Source organism: Saccharothrix deserti, assembly GCF_009769385.1.
Lineage (GTDB): Bacteria > Actinomycetota > Actinomycetes > Mycobacteriales > Pseudonocardiaceae > Actinosynnema > Actinosynnema deserti.
In genome coordinates this window covers 60,906-80,884 of record NZ_VKAB01000041.1, presented here as the reverse complement: position 1 = coordinate 80,884, position 19,979 = coordinate 60,906, and the positions used below count along the sequence as shown (strand labels likewise).

The 19,979-nt window shown below is 70.5% G+C and carries 18 protein-coding genes; 8 read left to right on the top strand and 10 right to left on the bottom strand.

From position 1 onward, the window contains the following. Nucleotides 1–205: 205 nt before the first annotated feature. A complete protein-coding gene (locus FM051_RS41130; RefSeq protein WP_158852524.1) occupies nt 206–2,941 on the bottom strand; it encodes an exo-rhamnogalacturonan lyase family protein in 2,736 nt (911 codons plus the stop codon). A gap of 290 nt (nt 2,942–3,231) precedes the next feature. On the opposite strand from FM051_RS41130, the gene FM051_RS41125 reads away from it, so the two are divergent. After that, nucleotides 3,232–3,495, top strand: coding sequence for a hypothetical protein (locus FM051_RS41125; RefSeq protein ID WP_158852523.1), 264 nt, complete (start codon nt 3,232–3,234; stop codon nt 3,493–3,495). A 131-nt stretch (nt 3,496–3,626) separates the two neighbouring features. On the opposite strand, the gene FM051_RS41120 is transcribed toward FM051_RS41125, so the two are convergent. Both FM051_RS41120 and FM051_RS52425 read right to left on the bottom strand, forming a co-directional pair. Next, nucleotides 3,627–4,952: a cellulase family glycosylhydrolase gene (locus FM051_RS41120; RefSeq protein WP_238413009.1), complete on the bottom strand. Its 1,326-nt coding sequence runs from the start codon at nt 4,950–4,952 to the stop codon at nt 3,627–3,629. 182 nt (nt 4,953–5,134) lie between these two features. After that, complete coding sequence (locus FM051_RS52425) at nt 5,135–5,530, bottom strand: helix-turn-helix domain-containing protein (protein WP_238413008.1); 396 nt, start codon at nt 5,528–5,530, stop codon at nt 5,135–5,137. A gap of 147 nt (nt 5,531–5,677) precedes the next feature. Here FM051_RS52425 and FM051_RS41110 point away from each other — a divergent pair, with 147 nt between their 5' ends. The 3 genes from FM051_RS41110 (at nt 5,678) to FM051_RS41100 (ending at nt 10,797) form a co-directional block, all read left to right on the top strand. Further along, nucleotides 5,678–7,828, top strand: a complete 2,151-nt coding sequence (locus FM051_RS41110) for an FAD/NAD(P)-binding protein (protein WP_158852521.1) — start codon at nt 5,678–5,680, stop codon at nt 7,826–7,828. After that, the gene (gene pcaB / locus FM051_RS41105) at nt 7,735–9,108 is read left to right on the top strand and encodes a 3-carboxy-cis,cis-muconate cycloisomerase (RefSeq protein ID WP_158852520.1); all 1,374 of its coding nucleotides are present in this window, start codon (nt 7,735–7,737) and stop codon (nt 9,106–9,108) included. Before FM051_RS41110 ends, pcaB begins: the two co-directional genes overlap by 94 nt. Nucleotides 9,109–9,417: 309 nt before the next feature. Next, nucleotides 9,418–10,797, top strand: a complete 1,380-nt coding sequence (locus FM051_RS41100) for an alpha/beta fold hydrolase (protein WP_202919286.1) — start codon at nt 9,418–9,420, stop codon at nt 10,795–10,797. Nucleotides 10,798–10,904: 107 nt separating this feature from the next. Here FM051_RS41100 and FM051_RS41095 read toward each other — a convergent pair whose 3' ends face one another. The 4 genes from FM051_RS41095 to FM051_RS41080 form a co-directional block, all read right to left on the bottom strand. Next, on the bottom strand, nt 10,905–12,563 hold the full coding sequence (locus FM051_RS41095) for a hypothetical protein (RefSeq protein ID WP_158852518.1): 1,659 nt from the start codon (nt 12,561–12,563) through the stop codon (nt 10,905–10,907). Nucleotides 12,564–12,638: 75 nt separating this feature from the next. Next, the gene (locus tag FM051_RS41090; protein WP_158852517.1) at nt 12,639–13,838 is read right to left on the bottom strand and encodes a WXG100 family type VII secretion target; all 1,200 of its coding nucleotides are present in this window, start codon (nt 13,836–13,838) and stop codon (nt 12,639–12,641) included. A gap of 90 nt (nt 13,839–13,928) precedes the next feature. Beyond that, nucleotides 13,929–14,255: a hypothetical protein gene (locus FM051_RS41085; RefSeq protein ID WP_158852516.1), complete on the bottom strand. Its 327-nt coding sequence runs from the start codon at nt 14,253–14,255 to the stop codon at nt 13,929–13,931. 243 nt (nt 14,256–14,498) lie between these two features. Beyond that, the gene (locus FM051_RS41080) at nt 14,499–15,500 is read right to left on the bottom strand and encodes a C40 family peptidase (RefSeq protein WP_158852515.1); all 1,002 of its coding nucleotides are present in this window, start codon (nt 15,498–15,500) and stop codon (nt 14,499–14,501) included. Between the two features lie 190 nt (nt 15,501–15,690). On the opposite strand from FM051_RS41080, the gene FM051_RS41075 reads away from it, so the two are divergent. The 3 genes from FM051_RS41075 (at nt 15,691) to FM051_RS41065 (ending at nt 17,717) form a co-directional block, all read left to right on the top strand. Continuing rightward, nucleotides 15,691–15,882, top strand: coding sequence for a hypothetical protein (locus FM051_RS41075; protein ID WP_158852514.1), 192 nt, complete (start codon nt 15,691–15,693; stop codon nt 15,880–15,882). 62 nt (nt 15,883–15,944) lie between these two features. After that, nucleotides 15,945–16,460 carry an aminodeoxychorismate/anthranilate synthase component II gene (locus FM051_RS41070; protein ID WP_274383866.1) on the top strand — a complete coding sequence of 172 codons (516 nt, stop codon included), beginning with the start codon at nt 15,945–15,947 and terminating at the stop codon, nt 16,458–16,460. A gap of 75 nt (nt 16,461–16,535) precedes the next feature. Beyond that, nucleotides 16,536–17,717, top strand: coding sequence for an FAD-dependent monooxygenase (locus FM051_RS41065; protein ID WP_158852513.1), 1,182 nt, complete (start codon nt 16,536–16,538; stop codon nt 17,715–17,717). A gap of 30 nt (nt 17,718–17,747) precedes the next feature. On the opposite strand, the gene FM051_RS41060 is transcribed toward FM051_RS41065, so the two are convergent. The 3 genes from FM051_RS41060 to FM051_RS41050 form a co-directional block, all read right to left on the bottom strand. Next, complete coding sequence (locus FM051_RS41060) at nt 17,748–17,960, bottom strand: hypothetical protein (protein WP_158852512.1); 213 nt, start codon at nt 17,958–17,960, stop codon at nt 17,748–17,750. 10 nt (nt 17,961–17,970) lie between these two features. After that, nucleotides 17,971–19,350, bottom strand: coding sequence for an MFS transporter (locus FM051_RS41055; RefSeq protein WP_202919285.1), 1,380 nt, complete (start codon nt 19,348–19,350; stop codon nt 17,971–17,973). Between the two features lie 160 nt (nt 19,351–19,510). Continuing rightward, complete coding sequence (locus FM051_RS41050) at nt 19,511–19,690, bottom strand: hypothetical protein (protein ID WP_158852511.1); 180 nt, start codon at nt 19,688–19,690, stop codon at nt 19,511–19,513. A 119-nt stretch (nt 19,691–19,809) separates the two neighbouring features. On the opposite strand from FM051_RS41050, the gene FM051_RS41045 reads away from it, so the two are divergent. Beyond that, entirely contained in the window at nt 19,810–19,977 is a 168-nt protein-coding gene (locus tag FM051_RS41045; protein WP_158852510.1) for a hypothetical protein, read from the top strand. Nucleotides 19,978–19,979: the final 2 nt, after the last annotated feature.

Sequence of the window (19,979 nt, the reverse complement as noted above, 5' to 3'; positions counted from 1 at the left end):
CGTCGGCCTGACCATCTACGCGGTTCTCCGCGAACTGCAACAACTCCTCACCGCCATGGCCGGCGCGTGCCACACCTGCAAACGCCCCTTCCCTTGACACACAACGACCTAACAAAGTACTACTAGGTGTCAGGGTGTCGACGGCTCGGACGAGCTCGACACCGGTGGGTCGGGGCGGCGGGGTCTTCGATCTCGCGGCGGCGGGTCAGGGCAGGTGGTCGCCGACCAGTGCCAGGCACTGGATCGCGGCCAGGGCGTACTGCGCGCTGGCGTTGGTGGAGACGAAACCCGCCTCGTCGACGGGTTTGAGCACGGCCGGCCCTTCGACGCGCACGGAACGCCAAGGCGCGGTGCGCGGGTAGCCCGCGTGACCCGTGTAGAACTCCTGCCAGGCACGGGCGGCCAGCGTCGCGTTGCCGGTCCTCGCGGCGGCGTAGGCGGTGAGCCGGGAGTGGGCCTGGCGCAGGTTCTGGTTGCCGAACGCCTGGCCGGTCTCGGCACGTTGCTCGTCGGCGGTGCCGTTGTAGAGCCGGCAGTACTGCAGCCAGGCCTCGGTGAACTCGGGCAGGTCGATCGCGTCGACGAGTTCGGCGCACATCTCCACCAGCCCGAACACCGCGCCGAGCGATCCGACCTGTACCGCGGGTTCGGCGGGTGCGAACGCGCCGGTGTCGAGGTCGTAGAGCCCGCTGCCCTGGATGAAGCCGTTGGGCATGGCGGCGATGGTGCGGGCGCTGTTGACCAGCTTCTGCCGCGCTATCGGGTCGCCGCCGCGCTCCCACTCGGTGAGGAAGGCGGCGGCGAGCGCGCTCCAGTCGGTGGTGACCGAGATGGACAACGCGTGCGGGTCCGGCTCGTACGGCTCGGTGCGGATCTTGCGGATCGGGTCGAGGACGAGGAACGTGCGGTCGGCGTCGACCAGGTCCCGCATCAGGTCGCCGGCGCGTTCGTCGGCGGTGAGGAAGTAGTGGAACCTGCGGTACGCGGCGGTGCTGATGCGCAGCTGCTTGGCGCTGTCGGCCCAGTGCAGCACCCCGTGGCGGGTGCCGAGGTCGCGGTACTCGCCTAGGTGGTAGACGTCGACCTCGCCGGTGTGCCTGGTCATCGCCTCGGCGAAGCGGAACACGTCCGCCCGGCCGGAGCGCAGGTACTGGTACCAGAGCCACAGGTCGGGGGAGAGCTCGGAGTTGGCCCAGGCGTACCCGCCGACGTCGTAGCGCCACACGTGCCGGTCGGGGTCGTAGCTGTGCATGACGTCGCCGTAGTTCCAGAACCCGTACCAGGAGCGCTGCTCGACCTGCGCGCGGTGGTGGTCGACCAGGAAGTCCAGCCGGTCTTCGATCTCGCGCCGCGCGGGGGTGCTGCGGTCGACCGGGCTCCAGTCGCCGAAGACGCCGGCGGCGTGCAGGTGGGCCGGTGGGGCGACGATCAACGGCGGTGTCCGCACGGCCGCGGCGAGTTGGGCGAACCGGTCGGCGGTCGGGGTGGCGGCGAGGGCCCAGAACGACAGTTCCGTGGTGCGGGCGATCCCGTACGGCGAGCCGAAGCCGGGTTCGTAGTCCTCGTAGGTGATCTCCAGCCCTTCCAGCTGCTCCGGGTAGGTGTCCTGGCCCATCCCGTCGTGGTAGAAGCGCAGGTCCATGGGAGTGGCGTCGGGCGACCAGAGCCAGGCGGTGACCTCGGCGGTCTCGCCTGCCGCGCCGCGGACGTCGAGCTGGGTCGGGTGCAGCTGCCAGAAGTCCCGCACGCCGAACGCGAGCCCGCCGGAGGCGCCGCCGACGTAGCCGAGACCCGAGGCGCGGCGGCCGGTGTCGACCTGGATCCAGCCGTGGCCGGCGCTGGTGCGTTTGCGGATGTCGAAGCAGCCGTCGGACAGCTGCCGCAGGCTGTAGTCGCCCCAGGCGGGCACCAGGTGCAGCCGGCCGCTCACCCGTGTGTCCCATGTGGACAGATCGGGCGTCGGTCGTCCGGCGACCTGGGCCTGCCGCACCGCCGCACCGGGGTCCCGGCGCAGGCCCGTGACGCCGCGGACGGCTTCGCCGAGCACACCGTCGCCGTCACCGGCGAAGCGCACGTGGCGGTCGTGCAACTGGTCCGTCATCGGCACCTGGAAGCGGACGCCGAGGCCGCTGATGAAGTCCTCGTCCTCGTCGCCGTCGAAGACGAAGGTGTGCACCACCCGGATGCCGTCGCTGCCGGCGTAGAGGTAGAGCCGGACGGTGAACGGCAGCCAGTCGCGCCGACCGCGGTCCGCGCGGTGCGTGCCCTCGACGCGCACCACCGCGCGCACCGGGCCCCGCTGCTCGACGGTCACCGCCCGGATGTCGGCGGTGAACCGCTCCTGGCGGATGGTGCCCGCCTCCTGGTCGCCGGGGGAGTCCTTGCGCAGGCACACGAGCGTGCCGCCGGTGGCGACGGTGCGTTCGCCGCGGAGGATGGTGGGCACGAGCACGCGCCCGCGGCGGGCGATCCGGCAGCGGATGACGCCGGTGTCCACCTCGATCGTCCCGTCGTTCTCCGTGACCCGCAGCGGGGTGGCGGGGGCGGCCGGCGTGCCGGGGCGGAGCACGTACTCCTCGACCGCCGGCACCCCGGCGCCGATCGCGTGGGCGGTCCACTTGACCGTGCCGTCCGGCCAGAAGCCGGTCGGCCAGGACTGCACGGGCACCGCCGCGCCGCCGGTCGCGGTCAGGGACAGCTCCTGGTCACGGGCCAGTGCGCCGCGCGGCCACGGCACGCCCCAGGTCGCGCCGACCAGTGCCGCCGGCGTGCCGCCTTCCAGCCAGTGCAGCGGCACGCCGGTGTCGACGGCGGACTGCGCGCCGGCCGGTGCGATGGGGGCCGGCGCGTCCGGTGTGTCCGGCGTGGGTTCGGGGAGCCTGCCTGCCGCGCCGGCGATCGCGGCGCCGACCAGGAAGCTGCGACGGGGGAACTGGGGCATCTGGCCCTCCGCGGTGAGGTCGCCGTTGGATGCTCGGGAGTCCGGGGTTGAAACGTTTACTACGGCTTAGCAGAGAAGCAGGAGCCCCGGTGCCTGTCAATAGCCGCCTGCCCGGCTCTCTGGCTGGTAGATCAGGTGTTGATCCCGGTCAAGGCGGTGCCCTACGCTTCGACTTGCCGGTACAAACGTTTTAACCACGGTGCCCGTCGCCCGACTGCGGTTCGCAACTCCGCCCAACCGGGCGCGGGCCATCTGCCCCACCGCCGACCCGACCGGCGTCCAGTCGCCCGGTGCTGATGCCGGACCGCCGGCACCGCGTCGCGGTCGCCTGGCGGAGCGCCGCGTACCGCCGCCGCTTCCCGAGCTCTGCGGTCGGCGCGGTGCCGCCGGTGCGGGAATGGCCCGCTGGGGCGGCGACGGCGAGCAGCAGGGTGGTCTACAACCTCAACCCGGACTGGCGGTTCACCCTGCCGGCCGCACACCAGGGCATGAAGGTCCTGCTGGAGGTTCGAAGGGGTGCGGCAGGCCGCCACGGTCTACCACGGGCGGCCTGACCACCCGGATGCCCGCCGGCTACTGACCTGCTGGAGGTCCTGCCTCCCGGTCCCGGTCCCGGTCCCGGTGCCGCGATGTGAGTTGACGGCGGGTGCCGAACACCCGCCGTCAACCCATCACAGCTGTCGGGTCAGCTAACGGTGCAGGAGGCGGTCGGGGTGCTGTTGGTGCCGCGCGACGAAGCGGTGAACCCGAAGGTGGTGCTGCCGCCGGCGGCGAGGTTGCCGTTGTAGCTCATGTTGCGGGCCGTGACGGTCGAGCCGTTGCTGGTCACGGTGGCGTTCCAGGCGTTCGTGACGGCCTGCCCGTCGGCGTGGGTCCAGGTGACGGTCCAGCTTCTGATCGCCGACGTCCCCGCGGTGACCCGAACCTCGCCCTGGAAGCCGCCCTGCCACTGGTTGACGACGGTGTAGGTGGCGGTGCAGGTCGGTCCGCCGCCGGGCGTCGTCGTGGTGGTGGTCGGGGGAGTGGTGGTCGTGGTGGTGCTGGTCGGCTGGGTGCCGCTGTAGATGGTGGCTTCCTTGGCGGTGGCCTTGATGCCGTTGGGGCCGTTGAAGATGCGTTGACCCCAGGTGGTGAGCCGGTTGGGGTCGAAGTCGGTGGCCATGTCCAGGATGGGGTCGGTGTTGCCGCTCCACGACCAGCCCAAGTAGCCGAGCCCCCGTGCCTGCGCCTCGGCCAGGATCGTTTCGTGGTCCACCTCGTTGGAGGCGAACTGCCAGCCGAACTCGCCGATGACGAGCGGCCAGTTGTTGGCCTGGAACCGGTTGAGGTAGTCGATGATGCTGGAGGCGGTGTTGAAGACGGCGTACATGTGGATCGACAGCACGGTGTTGCGCCGGCCGTCGGCGTCGAGGATCGTCTGGGCGTTGTCGCGCATGACGTACTGCCAGTCCTGACCCCAGTTCGGCCCGTCGACCATGAGCAGGTGCTGGAAGCCGTTGGTGCGCATCTTCCGGATCGCGTTGGCCGTCGCGTCGGTCCACTGGGCCGCGTTGACGTTGCCGATCGGCTCGTTGCCGATGTTGATGACGACGTGGTTCTCCTGGCCGACGAGTGCGCTCTTCTGGGTGATCCAGTAGTCGACCGCCTCGTCGAGGGACGCGGCGGCGCCTTCCTCGCCGTAACCGGTGGTGTCGTGCACCTCCAGCACGCAGATCATCCGGTGCTGCTTGCATAACGCGATCACGTCGGCCGTGTCCGTGGACGGTCCCCACCGCTTGCCGGTGCCGAGGACCACGCGCACGGTGTTGGCGCCCAACGCCTTGACGTCGGCGAACGAGTTCGTCCGACCGGTGAACCAGACGTGCGGGTGGTTGACGCCGCGCATCACGAACGGCTGCCCGTTGGCCTCGAGGATCCTGCCGCCGCTGGTGTGCAGCCCCACCGCCGCCTGGGCCTGCGGTGGAACCGTGACCGCGAAGCCCGCGACGGCGAGCAGCGCGGCACCGAGCATTGCGATTCTCCTTCTCATGACCTTCCCGACACCCTTCTGCCCAGTTTGCAACTGGTTCGACATCTGCCGATGGTGGTGACCGGGGCGTTGTTCGGCAACTATTGTCGAATGGTTCGACCGGACTGTCGAACCATTCGATAACGCGATGGATTTTCCGCCGGTTCACCGGGTTGACGAAGGCATCAGTCGTCGAGGAGCCGCCATGCGGTGAGGGCGAGTCTGGCCCGGATCAGTCCGGTGGGCTCGGTGAGTTCGATGCCCAGGGTCTTCCCGAGCTGTTCGAGTCGGCGGGCGACGCTGCTGTGGCGCAGGTGGAGGAGGTCGGCGGCCCGGCGCAGGGAACCGGTGGCGCAGTAGGCGTCCAGAGTGTCCAGATCTTCCGGACAACCACCGATCTCGCCGAGGCGAGTGAGCAGTCCACACCACCACCTGGTGCCTGATCGGTGTCGGTCGCCACGGTCTCCCGCGCCTGGTGGAACGCGGACGTGCGACCGGCCGCCTCCGGCTGACCGATCGTCCGCCTTTGTGACCTGCCGGGCGTGACTGACCCACCGGGCGAAGCCGGCCGTACTCCTCACTGGAGTCCGTGCCGACGCACGTGAGCGAGGACGGCGACCGGCTCGACGTCGTCGAGCCGGTTCGGAGGGCTTGCCGGGGGCGGTCGTTCCGCCACGTCCCCGGCCGAACCGGGCGTTCGCCGCGCGCTGGGACACGGAGGGCAAGGTATGAGCGAGGCAGGGTCCACACCGGCCACACCGCCGGACCCCTTCGCGCCGACGCCGACGCGCGTGCGGACCGCGGCGGGTGATGCCGTCACCGTGGCGGTGATCGGGGTCGGTCCCCGCGGCCTGTCGGTGCTGGAACGGCTGTGCGCGAACGCGACGGCGGAATTCGCCGACCACAGGCTGCACGTGCACCTGGTCGACCCCTACCTCTCGAAGGGCGGCCGGGTGTGGCGGACCGACCAGTCCGGACACCTGCTGATGAACACCGTCGCCTCCCAGGTCACGATGTTCGTCGACGACACCGTGGACTGCGCCGGACCGGTCGTGCCCGGACCCGACCTGTACGAGTGGGCCCGGTTCGTCGTGCTGACCAAGCAGTTCGGGGAACTGCCGGAATCCGTCCGGGAGGAGGCCCGCTCGCTCGGGCCGGACGATTACCCGACGAGGGCGTTCTACGGCCGATACCTCGACTGGGTGTTGCGGCACCTGGTCCGGACGGCACCGTCGAACGTGACCATCTCGCGGCACCCGCACCTCGCGGTGGACCTCGAAGAGGACGACGCGGGACTCCAGGTGGTCACCCTGGCCACAGGTCACCGCCTCGCCGGGCTGCACTCCGTCGTGCTCACCCCCGGCCACTCGGACCTGCGGCTCGCCGGGGTCGAAGCGCGGTCGGCCGCGTTCGCGCGGGACCACGACCTCGTCTACCTGCCTCCCGGGAACCCCGCCGACACGGACCTGTCGGCGGTCCGCGCCGGCGAGACGGTCCTGCTGCGCGGACTGGGGCTCAACTTCTTCGACTACCTGGCGCTGCTGACGGCCGGCCGCGGCGGCGGGTTCGCGCGCCGTGACGACGGTTCGGCGGTCTACCTGCCGTCCGGTCGTGAACCACGGCTGGTCGCCGGGTCGCGGCGTGGAATCCCGCACCACGCGCGCGGCGAGAACCAGAAGGGGCCGTTCGGCAGGCACATCCCGTTGTTCCTCACCGAGGAGCGGATCGGGCGGCTCCGGAACCGGGCGCGACGGGGTCGGCCGCCGCGGTTCCAGCCCGACCTGTGGCCGTGGATCGACGGGGAGGTGCGGGCGGTCTACTACTCCACGCTCCTGGCCAACCGTGACGGTCGAGAGGCGGCGGATCGGTTCCTCACCGCGTTCCGCGCGCTGGTCGACGGTCGCGCCGGGGAGACGGCCCAGAACGCGCTGCTCGACGAGCACGGCGTCGCCGCGGGGGAGCGCTGGGACTGGCAGCGCATCGCCCGGCCGTACCGGGACGAGCGGTTCGAGGGGCCGGACGCCTTCCGCCGGTGGCTGTTGGACCACCTGCGCTCGGACGTGCGCGAGGCCCGGTCGGGCAACGTGCGCGGCCCGCTCAAGGCGGCCGTCGACGTGCTGCGGGACCTGCGCAACGAGGTTCGGCTCGTGGTGGACCACGGCGGGCTCAGCGGCGACTCGTACCGGTCGGACCTGGAGGAGTGGTTCACCCCGTTGAACGCGTTCCTGTCCATCGGTCCGCCCTTGCGGCGCGTCGAGGAGATGATCGCGCTGATCGAGGCGGGCGTGCTGGAGGTCGCGGGCCCCGACGCGGTCGTGGAACCGTCCGCCGAGCGGCGGGAATGGGTGATGCGCAGCCGTTCGGTGCCCGGCTCGGAGTTCCGCGCACGGGTGCTCATCGAGGCCCGGCTGCCGGAAACCGACGTGCGGCGAACCGTCGATCCCCTGGTCAACTCGCTGTTGGACAAGGGCAACGGCGTGCCGTACCGCATGCCGGTCGACGGCGGCGGATACTACGAGACCGGCGGGCTGGCCGTGACGCAGCGCCCGTACCTGCTGGTCGACCGGGCGGGCGTGCCGAACCCGAGGCGGTTCGCGTTCGGCATCCCGACCGAGGCCGTGCACTGGGCGACGGCCGCCGGTGTCCGTCCCGGGGTCGCCTCGGTCATCCTGGGTGACGCCGACGCCGTGGCCAGGGCGAGCCTGCGCTGCGGAGCAGGCGACGCCGGAGCCACGCGGACCGCCACGCGGACGCCGAACCCCACCGAACCCGGAGGAGAAGATCCATGTTCGCTGACACCGGCCTGCTGTCCCCCGGCTGGGCCGACACCGGCGTCGACGGGTTCCTCGACGACCGCGCCTGGCTGCGCGCCATGCTGACGGTCGAAGTGGCGCTGGCACGGGCGCAGGCCGCGATCGGCATGATCCCGGGGGAGGCGGCCGAGACGATCGCCTCGGCCGCGGACCCCGAGCGGTTCGACTGGCGGGGGCTGGTGGCCGGGGTGCACGCCACCGGCAACCCGGTCGTCGCGTTCGTCTCCCAGCTCACCGCGATCGTGCGGGCCGCCGACGAGTCCGCGGCCGACTACGTGCACCGGGGCAGCACCAGCCAGGACATCCTCGACACGGCCACGATGCTCCTCTGCCGCGACGCCCTGCGACGCGTCCACACCGACCTGCTCCGCACCGCCGGGGCGCTGGCGGGGCACGCCGAGGCGCACCGCGACACCGTGATGGCGGGCCGCACGCTCACCCAGCACGCGGTGCCGATCACCTTCGGCCTCAAGGCCGCGGGCTGGCTCGGGCAGGTGCTCGACGCGATCACCAGGGTCGAGCGGGTGCTCGCGACCGCGCTGCCGGTGTCGCTGGGCGGCGCGGCGGGAACGCTGTCGGCCTACCAGGAGTTCACCGAGCGGGACAGCCTGGACCTGGTCGAGCCCTTCGCCGCGGAACTGGGACTCGTGGCGCCGCCCGCGCCCTGGCACTCCGGCCGGACCCCGATCGCTGATGTCGCGGCCGTGCTCGCCTTCGTCTCGGGCTCCCTCGGCAAGATCGCCGCCGACGTAGCGGTGCTCACCCGGACCGAGATCGGTGAGCTGGCCGAACAGGGGGCGCCGGGCCGCGGGGCGTCGTCGGCCATGCCGCACAAGCAGAACCCCGTGCACACCACGGCGGTGCTCACCGCCGCCCGTCAGGTACCCGCCCTGGTCTCAGTGCTGCACCAGTGCATGGTGGTCGAGGACGAGCGGTCGGCGGGTGGCTGGCACGCCGAGTGGCAACCACTGCGGGAGGCGCTGCGCCTGGTCGTCGGCGCGGCGCACAACGGCGCCGCGCTCACCGAAGGGCTGCGGGTGTTCCCCGACCGGATGCGCGCCAACCTGGCCCTGACCGGCGGCGCGATCGTGTCCGAACGGCTCGGCGCGGTGCTGACCCCGGTGCTCGGCAAGGTGGAGACCAAGGCGCTGCTGACCGAGGCCACCGCGATGACGGCAGACCGACCCGACGACCTGCCGGACGTCCTGGCCGAGCTGCTGCGGCAGCACGGGCTCGACGCGGACGCCCACCGCTGGCGCGCCCTGTGCGATCCGGAGGAGTACACCGGCGCCGCCGCCCGCCTGACCGACCGCGCGATCGAGCGCTACCGCGCGGTCGTGAAATGACAGGAGTCCCGATGAGCACGGTGCCCTGCACACGTGCGTCGCGCCCGGCGGTCGCCCGTGCCGCCGACCGGTCCAGCACCTGACCGAGCTGCGCGACGGTCGCCTGATGATTCGCCCCCGCATTCGATCGTATTCTTTTGAAGCGTTCATCGGGCAATTTTCCGCTGTTTTCGGAAGGGGTGGGACTGTGCTGCGCCGGCAGAATATGATCTGTCACGTCAGGGTGTCCCGGTAATTAGCTGCACCGACGAATCCTGTTTGCCCGGCGGCGCGGGAGCGAAAGGGTTGCACAGCAACATGACGGGTCATATGACGCGCCGGGCGCTGCTGGGCGGGGTAACCGGGGCACTCGGTCTTGCCGCTGTCGGTATCGGCACCGCCCAGGCCGCGCCTACCGCTTCCCGGGGAGCCGGACGCCTCGACCGGGAGTCGTACGTCGCGCTGCCGGTGGGGCGCGGCGGTGGTCCCGCTGAGACGGATGCCGTGCGCGTCCTCCAGGTCGGCCCACCGGCGGCGGAGACCGTTCTGGTGCTCGTCCCCGGTCAGTTCGGAGCCGCCAACGACTTCCGGTTGCTCGCCCGCGACCTGGTCGCTGCCGTACCCGGCCTGCAGGTGTGGGCGTTCGACCGGCGCGAGCAGGGCCTGGCCGACCTGACCGGTTTCACGACCCCCGACCCGATCGGCTACTACCTGGACGACCACTACCGGACGCAGGACCCCGCCGCCTCGGCATTCGTCGCCGACTGGGGTCTGGCGCGCACCCTGTCGGACCTGCGTGCTGTCGTCCACGCCGCCGCGGCCGGCGGACGCCGCCGGGTGGTGCTCGGTGGGCACTCATGGGGCGCGACGACCACGCTCGCCTACGCGGCCTGGGACTTCGGTGGCCGCGCCGGCTACCGGGACCTGTCCGGCCTGGTGCTGATCGACGGAGGCGTGCACGGGGCTTTCGTCGGAGGAGGCTACGACCCCGACATTTCCCCGGAACGGGTGCGCGAGCGACTGACGGCCGTCAGTGCCGGCGCGGTGTTCGACATGAGCCTCGCCGCGACCGGACTCGGCAGCCGGGCGGAGAGCTCGCAGATCTGGTACCAACTGGCCGGCTGGTACGCGTGCCGGGACCCGCACGCCCGCTCCGTCCTCCAGCCCCGGCTGCCCGCGCACCTGACGCTGCCGTACCCCGTCACCAACGCGGCGCTGCTCGGCACTCTGGTCGACGAGAGCTTCGGGTGGCCCAACGACATCACCGTCCACTCCGGCCACATCGCCGGCAGCGGAGCCGTGCGCGGCTGGGTCAACGACGGCATCACCCCGATCGAGCGCGTCGCCGCCGCCTACGCGGGACCGGACCCGGTGGTCTGGGAGTGGTACTGGCCCGCCCGCCTCACCGTCGACCTGGACGTCGTCGACCCGTACGCCGACACCGACCTCGCCCGCTCGCTCGGCCTGCGCCTCGGACACACCGGGGAACTGGACGTCCCGCTCTACGCCTTCGAGACCAGCGCCAGCCAGGGCACCGTTGTCTCCTCGACCAAGTGGGTGGTCGCCAACTCCCGTGTACCCAGCGCGACGTACCAGACCGACAACGGCATGAACCACCTCGACCCGCTCTTCGCCTCCACGTCCTCCAACACCTTCACCCACACCGTTGTTCCTTTCCTGGCCCAGCTCGCGCAAGGCCGGGCACGGTAGCGGCAGAGCCGCACCCCGGCCGGGAAGGTCCTCGGCAAGGTCGGCTTGGCGTAGGCCTGTGCGGTACCGTTCGCGTCCTCGTTGCGGTGACGACATCGGACGACTCGTCACCGCGACGTCGGTGGGTGGATCTGGTGCTCCTTGCCGGTCACGACGTCGATGGCGAACACCCGCTCGACCCTGGGGTTGGTTTGGAGCGTCGGGAAATCGGTCATGTCGACCGCGTCGTCCGGCTCGCGATTGGGGCCGACCAGGACGTAGACGTCGCCGTTGGCGCTGCGCGCGGGACTCGCGGCCACGGTGGCCGACGGCTCCTCAGCGGCCTCGGACCCCGGCCTCGGGTTGTCGCGGTCGTCCAGGTTCGCCATGAATTCGGCCAGGTCCATCAGCGAATGGCGTTGCCCCTGGGTGTCGATGGTGTCGCCCGCCCAGTAGAACGAACCGTCGGCCTTGGTGTCGATGATGTCGCGGATGTTGTCCAACCAGCGCTCACCCTGCTCCTGCGGGATGTCGCGCAGGTCGATGTGGGGCTTTCCGTCCACTGAGGTGACCGGGAATCCGTGCTGGTCCTTTTCGGGCTTGCCGATCGGGTCGTGGAGTCCGTCGGGCTTCGTCGGGTCGTCGTCGTACTCACGGTCGCGGACGTCATGCTCGTGGCGTCGGTCGGAGTTGCCCTCGTCCGCCGGCTTGCGGGCGTCGTGGCCGGGCGTGTCGTGTGGCGACTGCGACGGCTTGGCTTCGTCGGTCGGGGTGCTCACGCCCGGCGTTCCGAGCTGACCCGGTGCGGACGTCTTCCCGAGGGCGTCCGGGGTGTTCGCTCCACCCGGTACGCCCGTGCCGCCGGTCGTACCGGGGGTGTCCGGGAACGAGGGGATCGGTGGGATCGGCGGCATCGCGGGGGTCGGGGGCATGGCCGGGGTCGGGGCCGTGGGAGCGTTCGGTGTCTGCGCCGCGGATGCGGTTTTGGTGGCGGTCGGGTCCGCCCCGCCGACACCGCCTCCGCCCGCATCGAACGCCGGTATGCGTGCTACCGGATCCGGGATGTTCGGCAGCGCGGGCATCGTCGCGGCGGTGGGTGTCGGCACCCCGGCCGACGTGGTGGGTGTCGGCATGCCGGCGGACATGGCGGGGGCGTTGGGCATCGTCGGGGTGGTGGGAGTCGGCATGCCGGCGGACATGGCCGGGGTGTTGGGCATCGTCGGAGCGGACGCCGTCGTGGTGGCATCAGGAGCCGGGCCGCTGGTACCAGGGAGCGGTCCAGTGGGCGGGGGAGTGGTGGCGGTCTGCGGGACGGTCTCAGTGCCGCCGTTGATCTGCTCGACCGGGGTGGTCTCCGGTGCTGGGCCGGTGGTGGGCTGGGGCCTCTCCTGCGACGGCGCGCCCGGCGGCTTCTCGGAGATCTCGGCGGGCTGGAGCTTCGCGAACTCGTCGCCGTTGGCGCGGTCTGTGTCGAAGTGGGTCGACGCGGTGGCCTTCAGTCCGTCACCGACCTGACCCATCGTCGCGGCGGCGCGGTTCGCCTGCTCGATCGACCTGCCGGCGGAACTGTTGAACGCGTCCACGAAGGACACGCCCACGGTGCCCAGCGCGTTGCCCACGAGGGTCTGCCCCGACAGCTGCGACACCACGTCCTCGTAGCCGGTGCGCAGGCCGCTCGCATGCTGCTGGAGCGTGTCCATGGCGGACCGCTCCATCATGAACCCCGAGCCGGCGCCGCCGGGCGTCTGTGGACTGGTCGAAGTGGGCGACAGATCGGTGGTGACCATGGGAATGCCTCCGCGGGGTGCAGGGAAGGGAGTCGGCCGAGAGGGGGCCGGCCGGTGCTCGGCCGCCGTCAGCGCCTAATCGGCATCCGACAACCTGCGGGCCTCCAACGCCGGCTCGGCCGCCACCACTTGGCGTGCCTGGACCTGTTGTTCGGTCGCCGTCATGTAGGCGGGTTCTGTGACGTGGCGTGCCTGGACCGACTGTTCCGTCGCCCTCACGTAAGTGGCCTCGGTGTGGGCGAGCGGCTTGCGGGCCTGGACGGCCTCCTCCGCCCTCATGTAGGTCGACTCCGCGGGCGCGAGCGGGGCGGTGGCTTGGAACGCTTGGCTTGCGTGCTGGAGTGGTTCCCTTGCCGTCATCATGCGGGCTTGCGCGGTTTCGAGCGGGGCGCTGGCCTGCTGTGCGGTGGTGACTTCTTCGGCTTCCATGGCCACGAGGCGTCGGGCGGGCTGCGTTGCGGTCCGCGCGGGGGCCAATTCGGTGCGCGCCATCGGCTTGCTCGCCACGGCCGTCCCGTCCGCGACGCCGTCGAACCGCTCCCAGCCCTTGGTGACCTCGTCGGAGATCTCGTCGAGCTTCTTCAAGCGGTCCGCCTGGCGACTCAGCGCGGCGGCCAGACTGTCCATCTTTGCCGCGACGGTGGTGCCCAACTCCACCGCGCTGGACACCACTGAGCCGAGGAACGCGGCGATGGACGCGCCGAACGTGAACGGAGCCATGACATACGCCGTGATCGCGCCCGGCACCAGCGAGTCCGAGAACCGCGTGACCAGGTCGACGACCATGTCGCGCAGCGCCTGCACCATCGCGCCGGTCGTGGCGACGACCGTCCCCTTCTTGTCCACCGCGTTGGCCAACGAGTCCAACTCCTGGCCGAGGGTGTCCATGCTGGTCTTGAACGCCTCGTGCGAGTCGCCGCTCCACCCCCCGGGCTGCGCCAACGTCGTGCGGTGGGTCTCGGCCAGCGTCCGCATCCGCTCCGCCGCCGACTTGATCGCGTCGGCGGTGGCCTGGACGTTCTGCGGGTCCCCCTGTAGCTGGTCGATCGGCTGCCGCAGGAACGCCACGTAGTCGATCACCCAACCGGCGACGCCCTGTAGGCGCTGGAACGGATCGACCGCGGGTGCCGCACCGCCCGAGCCCGACGGCAGGCCCGCGACGGACTCGGGCTCGGCTTCGGCCTCGCGGCCGATCGTCTCTATGCGCTGGGCGAACTCAGGCCTGGCCAGCATCATCTTCTTGAGCCTGGGCTGTTCAGCGGTAGCCGATCCCATGAGCCGGACCTTCCTCGGAGCACGGTGGTTGAACTGCGCCGGACATGGCGGCCGGACATGGCGCGAACCGTCGGGAGTCGCATCGAGGAGTCAAGGCACTCCCGCCAACGCCGCACCAACGTCCAGCCAACGATCATTCACGACGTCGCCCTCGACCCAGCCCGGTGCAGGTCGGCGAAGCCCGCCGAGCAGGCCTACTTCGGCAACGCTCGTGATGCGACAGCAGCACCAGCTCCCGGATGGAACCTGCCGCCCGTGTCGTCCGGATCGTCGTTGAAAAGATTGAGAAAGTTCGAGTGAAGCCACACTGCGGTCATCCTCGGGCCGCTTTTGATTGATCGTCACTTCGTGAAGTTCGACGATGTTGTTCAGGTTGCGAACGGCCCGATGGTCATTGGTGCCGACCAATCTGATCACGCTTGTCTCCTGAAACTGCCGTATGCGCTGTCGGCACGGAAGGTATCCACGAGATACTGGTCTTCAACGAACCTTGAGTATCTTTTGGGAACTCCAATGTCCAAGAGCGGCTCCGGCCCGCTCCCGGTCCGACAAACCCACATACACCATACCGGTATGGGGTAACCTTGGCTGCAGGCTGCAGATCGTTGGCCGCATTGGACGACGACATCAGACTCGAAGTCGCCTGCCGCTGACGCGAGATCAACCTTCGATGCGCCGGATGACGTTGATGGGTCCGATCGAGTCGATGTCGGCGATCTTCACCGGCACGCCCTCGGTGGACGCGTGCACCGCGCGCACGCCGTCGACGGCCATGGCGACGTGGTGCTGGTCGGCGTAGTAGATGATCAGGTCGCCCGGTTTGACCTCGCCGCGGGATACGGTGCGGCCGATGCCGGCCTGGCCGTAGGTGGTGCGGGGGATCGAGACGCCGGCGGCGCGGTAGGACTGTTGCATGAGGCTGGAGCAGTCCCACTCGTCGGGGCCGTTGGCACCGAAGACGTAGTCGTCGCCGCGCTGGGCCAGGGCGTACTCCAGTGCCTTGCCGGCAGTGCCCGCGGGGACGGCGATGCGGGAGGTGTCACCGGCGTCGGCGAGCGTGGCCTTGTCGGCGGCACTCAGCTTGTCGTACTGGGCGCGGGCGTCGGCGACCTGCTTGTCGAGGTCGGTCTTCCGCTGCGCGATGTCGTCCACGAGCTTGGTGGCGGCGTTGGTGGCGTCCGTGGCCCGTCGCTGCGCGTCGTCGGCGTCGGTGACCGCTTTGGTCAGGCTCGCCAGCGCGTCGGCGTTCTCGCCCGCCAGGACGCCGAGCGCGGACATCCGGTTCAGGTAGTCCTGCTGCGAGTCGCTGACCAGCAGTGCGGAGAGCTGGTTGAACCGGGCGCCCTCGAAGCTGGCCTCGGTGAGCAGGTCGACCTGGCCGCGCAGCTGCTCCTCGGCCTGGCGCGCGCCCGCGAGGTCGCCGTTGGCCTTGTCCAGCTCGCCCTGCTTGGCTTTGAGGTCGTCCTGCGCCCGCAGGTGCTCCTCGTTGAGCTTTTCGGCTTGCCCGGCCAGCTCGGTGTACTTCTTCAACGCCTCGGAGGCGTTGGCCGGTACTGCGGGGTCGGCTGCTGCCTGGGGGATGGTGAGACCGGCTGTGAGCACTGCGGCGGCGGTGGCCGCCAGCGCGGCCCGGACGGTGCGCTGAGCGGGTGGGGACGCCACGATCGCGCAAGCCTCCTTCGAGCTTCGGGGACGGGCCACCTGAATGGGTGAACCGACTGGGTCTCGGACAGGTTACGGAAGTCGGCCCGGTTCGTCCACTATCACTCATAGTAAGTACAACTAAGTTGGCTAGTAGGTGGCTGGCGGCTCTAACGTTTCCTTACACTAGTGTTCGACTTGAGGAGGACTCGTGGCGCGTGACGAGGTCGCCCCGCTGCTGCTCCCGCACGCCGAGCACGCCCTGGTGCCGGGCAGCGGCCACCTCGTCGTGCAGGACGACCCGGACCTGACCGCGTCGATCGTCGGCGGCCACGCGAAACGGCTGCCACCTGCGGATTCGAACTCGCCCGCTTCGTGTGACCCCGCGTGTGGCCCCCTGTGACCGTTCACCCGACCGGGTTCACCTCCCGTACGGGAAGGGCTCGCAGGACGGTCTCGGTCCTGGTGATCGACGCCGAGGACACGTTCACCGCGATGCCGGCCCTCCAGTTGCGCTCACCGGGGCCGGAGATCACCGTCCGGAGGTTCGACGAGCCGTTGGACCTCGACGGCTACGACGTGGTGCTGGTCGGCCCCGGCCCCGGAGACCCGCGTGACGACGACTCTGCCAAGATCGCCGTCATGCGGCACGTCACCGGGCGCCTGCTCGACGAGCGCAGGCCGTTCCTCTCCGTGTGCCTCGGGCACCAGGTGCTCAGCGGACTGTTCGGGAGCCCTGTGACGGCGGGGTTCTGCAACACCTTCGCCGCCCGGTCGGCCGCAGACACCGTCGAATGCCCCGGCGTGCCGGGCCCGGTGGCGGTCAGTCGTGATCCGGACACCGGTGAAGTGCACGCCCTGCGCGGTCCGCGGTTCGCCTCGGTGCAGTTCCACGCCGAGTCGGTGCTGACCGAGCACGGGCCCACGATCCTCGGCGACGTGCTCACCGCGGTCCTCGCGGGCGCCCCCGTGGCGCGCTGACCACGACACCCGACCACGACACCCGACCACGACGCCCGACCACGGGCGTCGACACGAAAGGAATGCGACATCCCGATGGCGACAGTGCTGATCGCAGGCGGAGGGATCGGCGGCGTCGCGGCCGCCCTCGGGGTGGCCCAGGCGGGTCACCACGCCGTCGTGCTCGAACGCAACCCGGAGTTCACCGAGCTGGGTGCGGGAATCCAGCTGGGGCCCAACGCGTTCCGCGCCCTGGACCGGCTCGGCGTGCTGGACGGCGTGCGGAAGGGCGCGGTGTTCGTCGACGAGCTCAAGCTGATGGACGGTGTCACCGGTGAGCGCATCACCCACTTACCGCTCACCGGCGAGTTCCCCGAGCGCTACGGCTACCCGTACGCCGTCGTGCACCGCGTGGACCTGTACACGGCGCTGCTGGACGCCTGCCGGGCGTACGACGCGATCGACCTGCGCACCGACTCCGCCGTGGTGCGGTACCAGGTCGACGGCGACGACGTCCTGGTCGAACTCGCGTCCGGCGAGACCGTCCGGGGTGCAGCGCTGATCGGCGCCGACGGCATCCGGTCCACCGTGCGGGCTCAACTCCTGGCGGACGGGGAGCCCCGCGTGTCCGGGCACACGATCTACCGGTCGGTCATCCCGATCGAGTCCGTGCCCGAGGAGATGCGGTGGAACTCCGTCACCCTCTGGGCCGCGCCGAAACGGCACGTCGTGCACTACCCGATCGCGGGCCGGAAGTTCCTCAACCTCGCCGCCACCGTGGACAACGCCGCGACCGAGGTCGTCACCGGCCGCCCGGTCGACCGCGACCTCGTGCTCGACACCTTCGCCGTCATGGCGAAGACCACGCGGGCGTTCATCGAGCTGGGCCGGGACTGGCGCACCTGGGTCCTGTGCGACCGCGACCCGGTGCGCCGCTGGACCGACCGGCAGGTCGTGCTGCTCGGCGACGCCGCCCACCCGATGCTCCAGTACGCCGCGCAAGGCGCGTGCATGGCCCTGGAGGACGCGGTGAGCCTCCGTGACCTGTTGGAGCCGGGAACCGTCGACTTCCCGCTCGTCTTCCAGCGGTTCAACGACCTGCGCGCCGAGCGCACGGGATGGGTCCAGCGGGTCTCCCGTGCGCTCGGCGAGCGGGTCTACCACCCGGACGGCGCGGACGCCCAGGCGCGCAACGCGTCACTCGGGGCGTACACCGTCCCCCGGCTCTTCGAACTGGTCGACGAGCTCTACCAAGAGCCGGTGCCCTCGATGCGGTGATCATCCGTGCCGGGATCATCCGCGCCGGGATCACTCACGCAGTCCCAGGCGGTCGTGCAGGGCCGCCAGGGGGTTGGACGCCCACCAGTTCGCCCGACCCGCGAGTTTCATGAACGCCGGGGCGAGTACACCCCGGATCAGCCAGGCGTCCACGAGCACGGCCAACGCGATGTTCCGCTCGGCGTCGGCCCGGCGCGGACGAGGCCGCCGAGTCGACTCCGAGCGCGGTGGTTCCGTCGTCATCGTCGGCGGGTCAGTGGGCGAACACCGGGCCGTCTGAACTCGGCTTCCCGGCGGGCAGCAGCAGCGGGGACACGATCGCCACCACCAGTGCCACGATCGCACAGGCCAGGAAGGCGTTCTGGAAGCCGCTCACCGAGGTGGCCGCGTGGTCGCCCGCGTCCACGCCGGCTCCGGCGATCGCCGCCACGAACGCGATGCCGAGCGACGCCCCCAGTTCGTGGTTGGTGTTGACCAGGCCGGACATCAGGCCGGCTTCGCGGTGGTCGACGTCGTTCATGGCGCTGGTCGTGGCGACGATGAACATCCACACCAGGCCCGCCGCGGAGATCATGAACCCGGGCAGCACCTCGCCCAACGCGTTCTCGCCGCCGGACAGCTGCGCCAGCCACACGAACCCGCCTGCGGCGAGCACCATGCCGATGGCCGCGACGGGACGCCAGCCCACCTTCGCGAGCAGGTGGGAGCACAGCTGCACCGCGACGATCATGCCCAGCGCCACGGGCAGGAACGTGAGACCGGTTTGCAGCGCGCTGTACTCGGCGACGTTCTGCAAGTAGAGCGAGGCCAGGAAGAAGCTCGCGATCAGCAGACCCGCGCCGGACAGCATCGCCACGTTGCCCGCGACCACCGAACGCCGGGTCAGCACCGGGATCGGCACCAACGGGTTCGCGGCACGGCGCTCGACCACGACGAAGAGGCCGACCAGGACGATGCCCGCGGCGAGCGGGATCAAGGTCATCGCGGAACCCCAGCCCACACCGCCGGCGCTGATCAGGCCGAAGATCAGCAGGCCGGTCATGGCGGTCATGAGCACCGCGCCCATCCAGTCGGACTTGCCCTCGACCCGTTGGCCGGCCACCTGCTCGACCATCGCGAACGTGGCGACCAGCACGCCGATGCCGACCGGCACGTTGATGAAGAAGGCCCACTCCCAGCCGGGACCGCTGGTGAGCGCACCGCCGACCAGCACGCCGACGGCCGAGCCGGTGCCGCCGATGGCAGCCCACGCGCCGAGCGCCTTGTTCCGGTCCGCGCCGTGGAACGTGGTCGTGATGATCGACAACGCGGCGGGCGACAGCAGTGCCGCACCCGCGCCCTGCGCCAAGCGGGAAATGACGAGCATCGTCCCGTTCGCCGCGAGCCCGCAGACCAGTGAGGCGACCGTGAAGACGGCAAGGCCGATGACGAACGTCGTGCGCCTGCCGACGATGTCCGCCAACCGGCCGCCCAGCAGCAGGAACCCGCCGAACACCAGGGTGTAGGCGGAGATGACCCACGGCAGGGCGGCGCGGCTGAGCTCCAAGTCCGCGCCGATACTCGGCAGTGCGACGTTCGCGATCGTCACGTCGAGGATGACCATGAACTGCGCGAGGCACAGCAGGACGAGCACGCGCCACCGCCCAGGGGCCTGGGCGGTCGGCGCGTGACCGTGTCCGTGGTGCTCTCCATGGGGGTGGTTCACGTCGTGCTCCAGAAGTCGAACGAGAGTGTTAAGGAAAGCTAGCTCGCGTCCGTTCTAGAAGTCAAACACTCCTGTAAGGTTTGTCCGGCTACCCGAGGGTGGCGAGCAGGGTCCGGCAGGCCTCTTCGCAGCGACGGCAGGCGTCCGCGCAGGCCGTACACGCCTGTGCGCAGTCGAAGCACGCCTCGATGCACCTGGCCGGCACGTCTTTGTCCACTCCGCCGAGGTCTGCGGGGTAGGTGTCGAGCATCTTCTCCACGGTGGTCATGTCGACCTCCTAGTTGTTGTAGTAGATGCCCGCACCGAGTACCCGTGCCGGAACCGGGAGTGACGGACGCAAGGACTCGCTTGACCTAGGTACCCCAAGGGGGTGGTGGTCGGCGGCTGTTGACCGGGGACAACGAGGCCGCCGCCCTGCCCCTGGCCGCCGCCGGCCTGCTCAACCCGATGATCGCCGGTGCCGCCATGGCCTTCTCCTCGGTCTTCGTGGTGTCGAAACGATCCGGAGCGGTCGCCCACGACCGCTCCGGATCGGGCTGTCGTGGGACGATGTGACC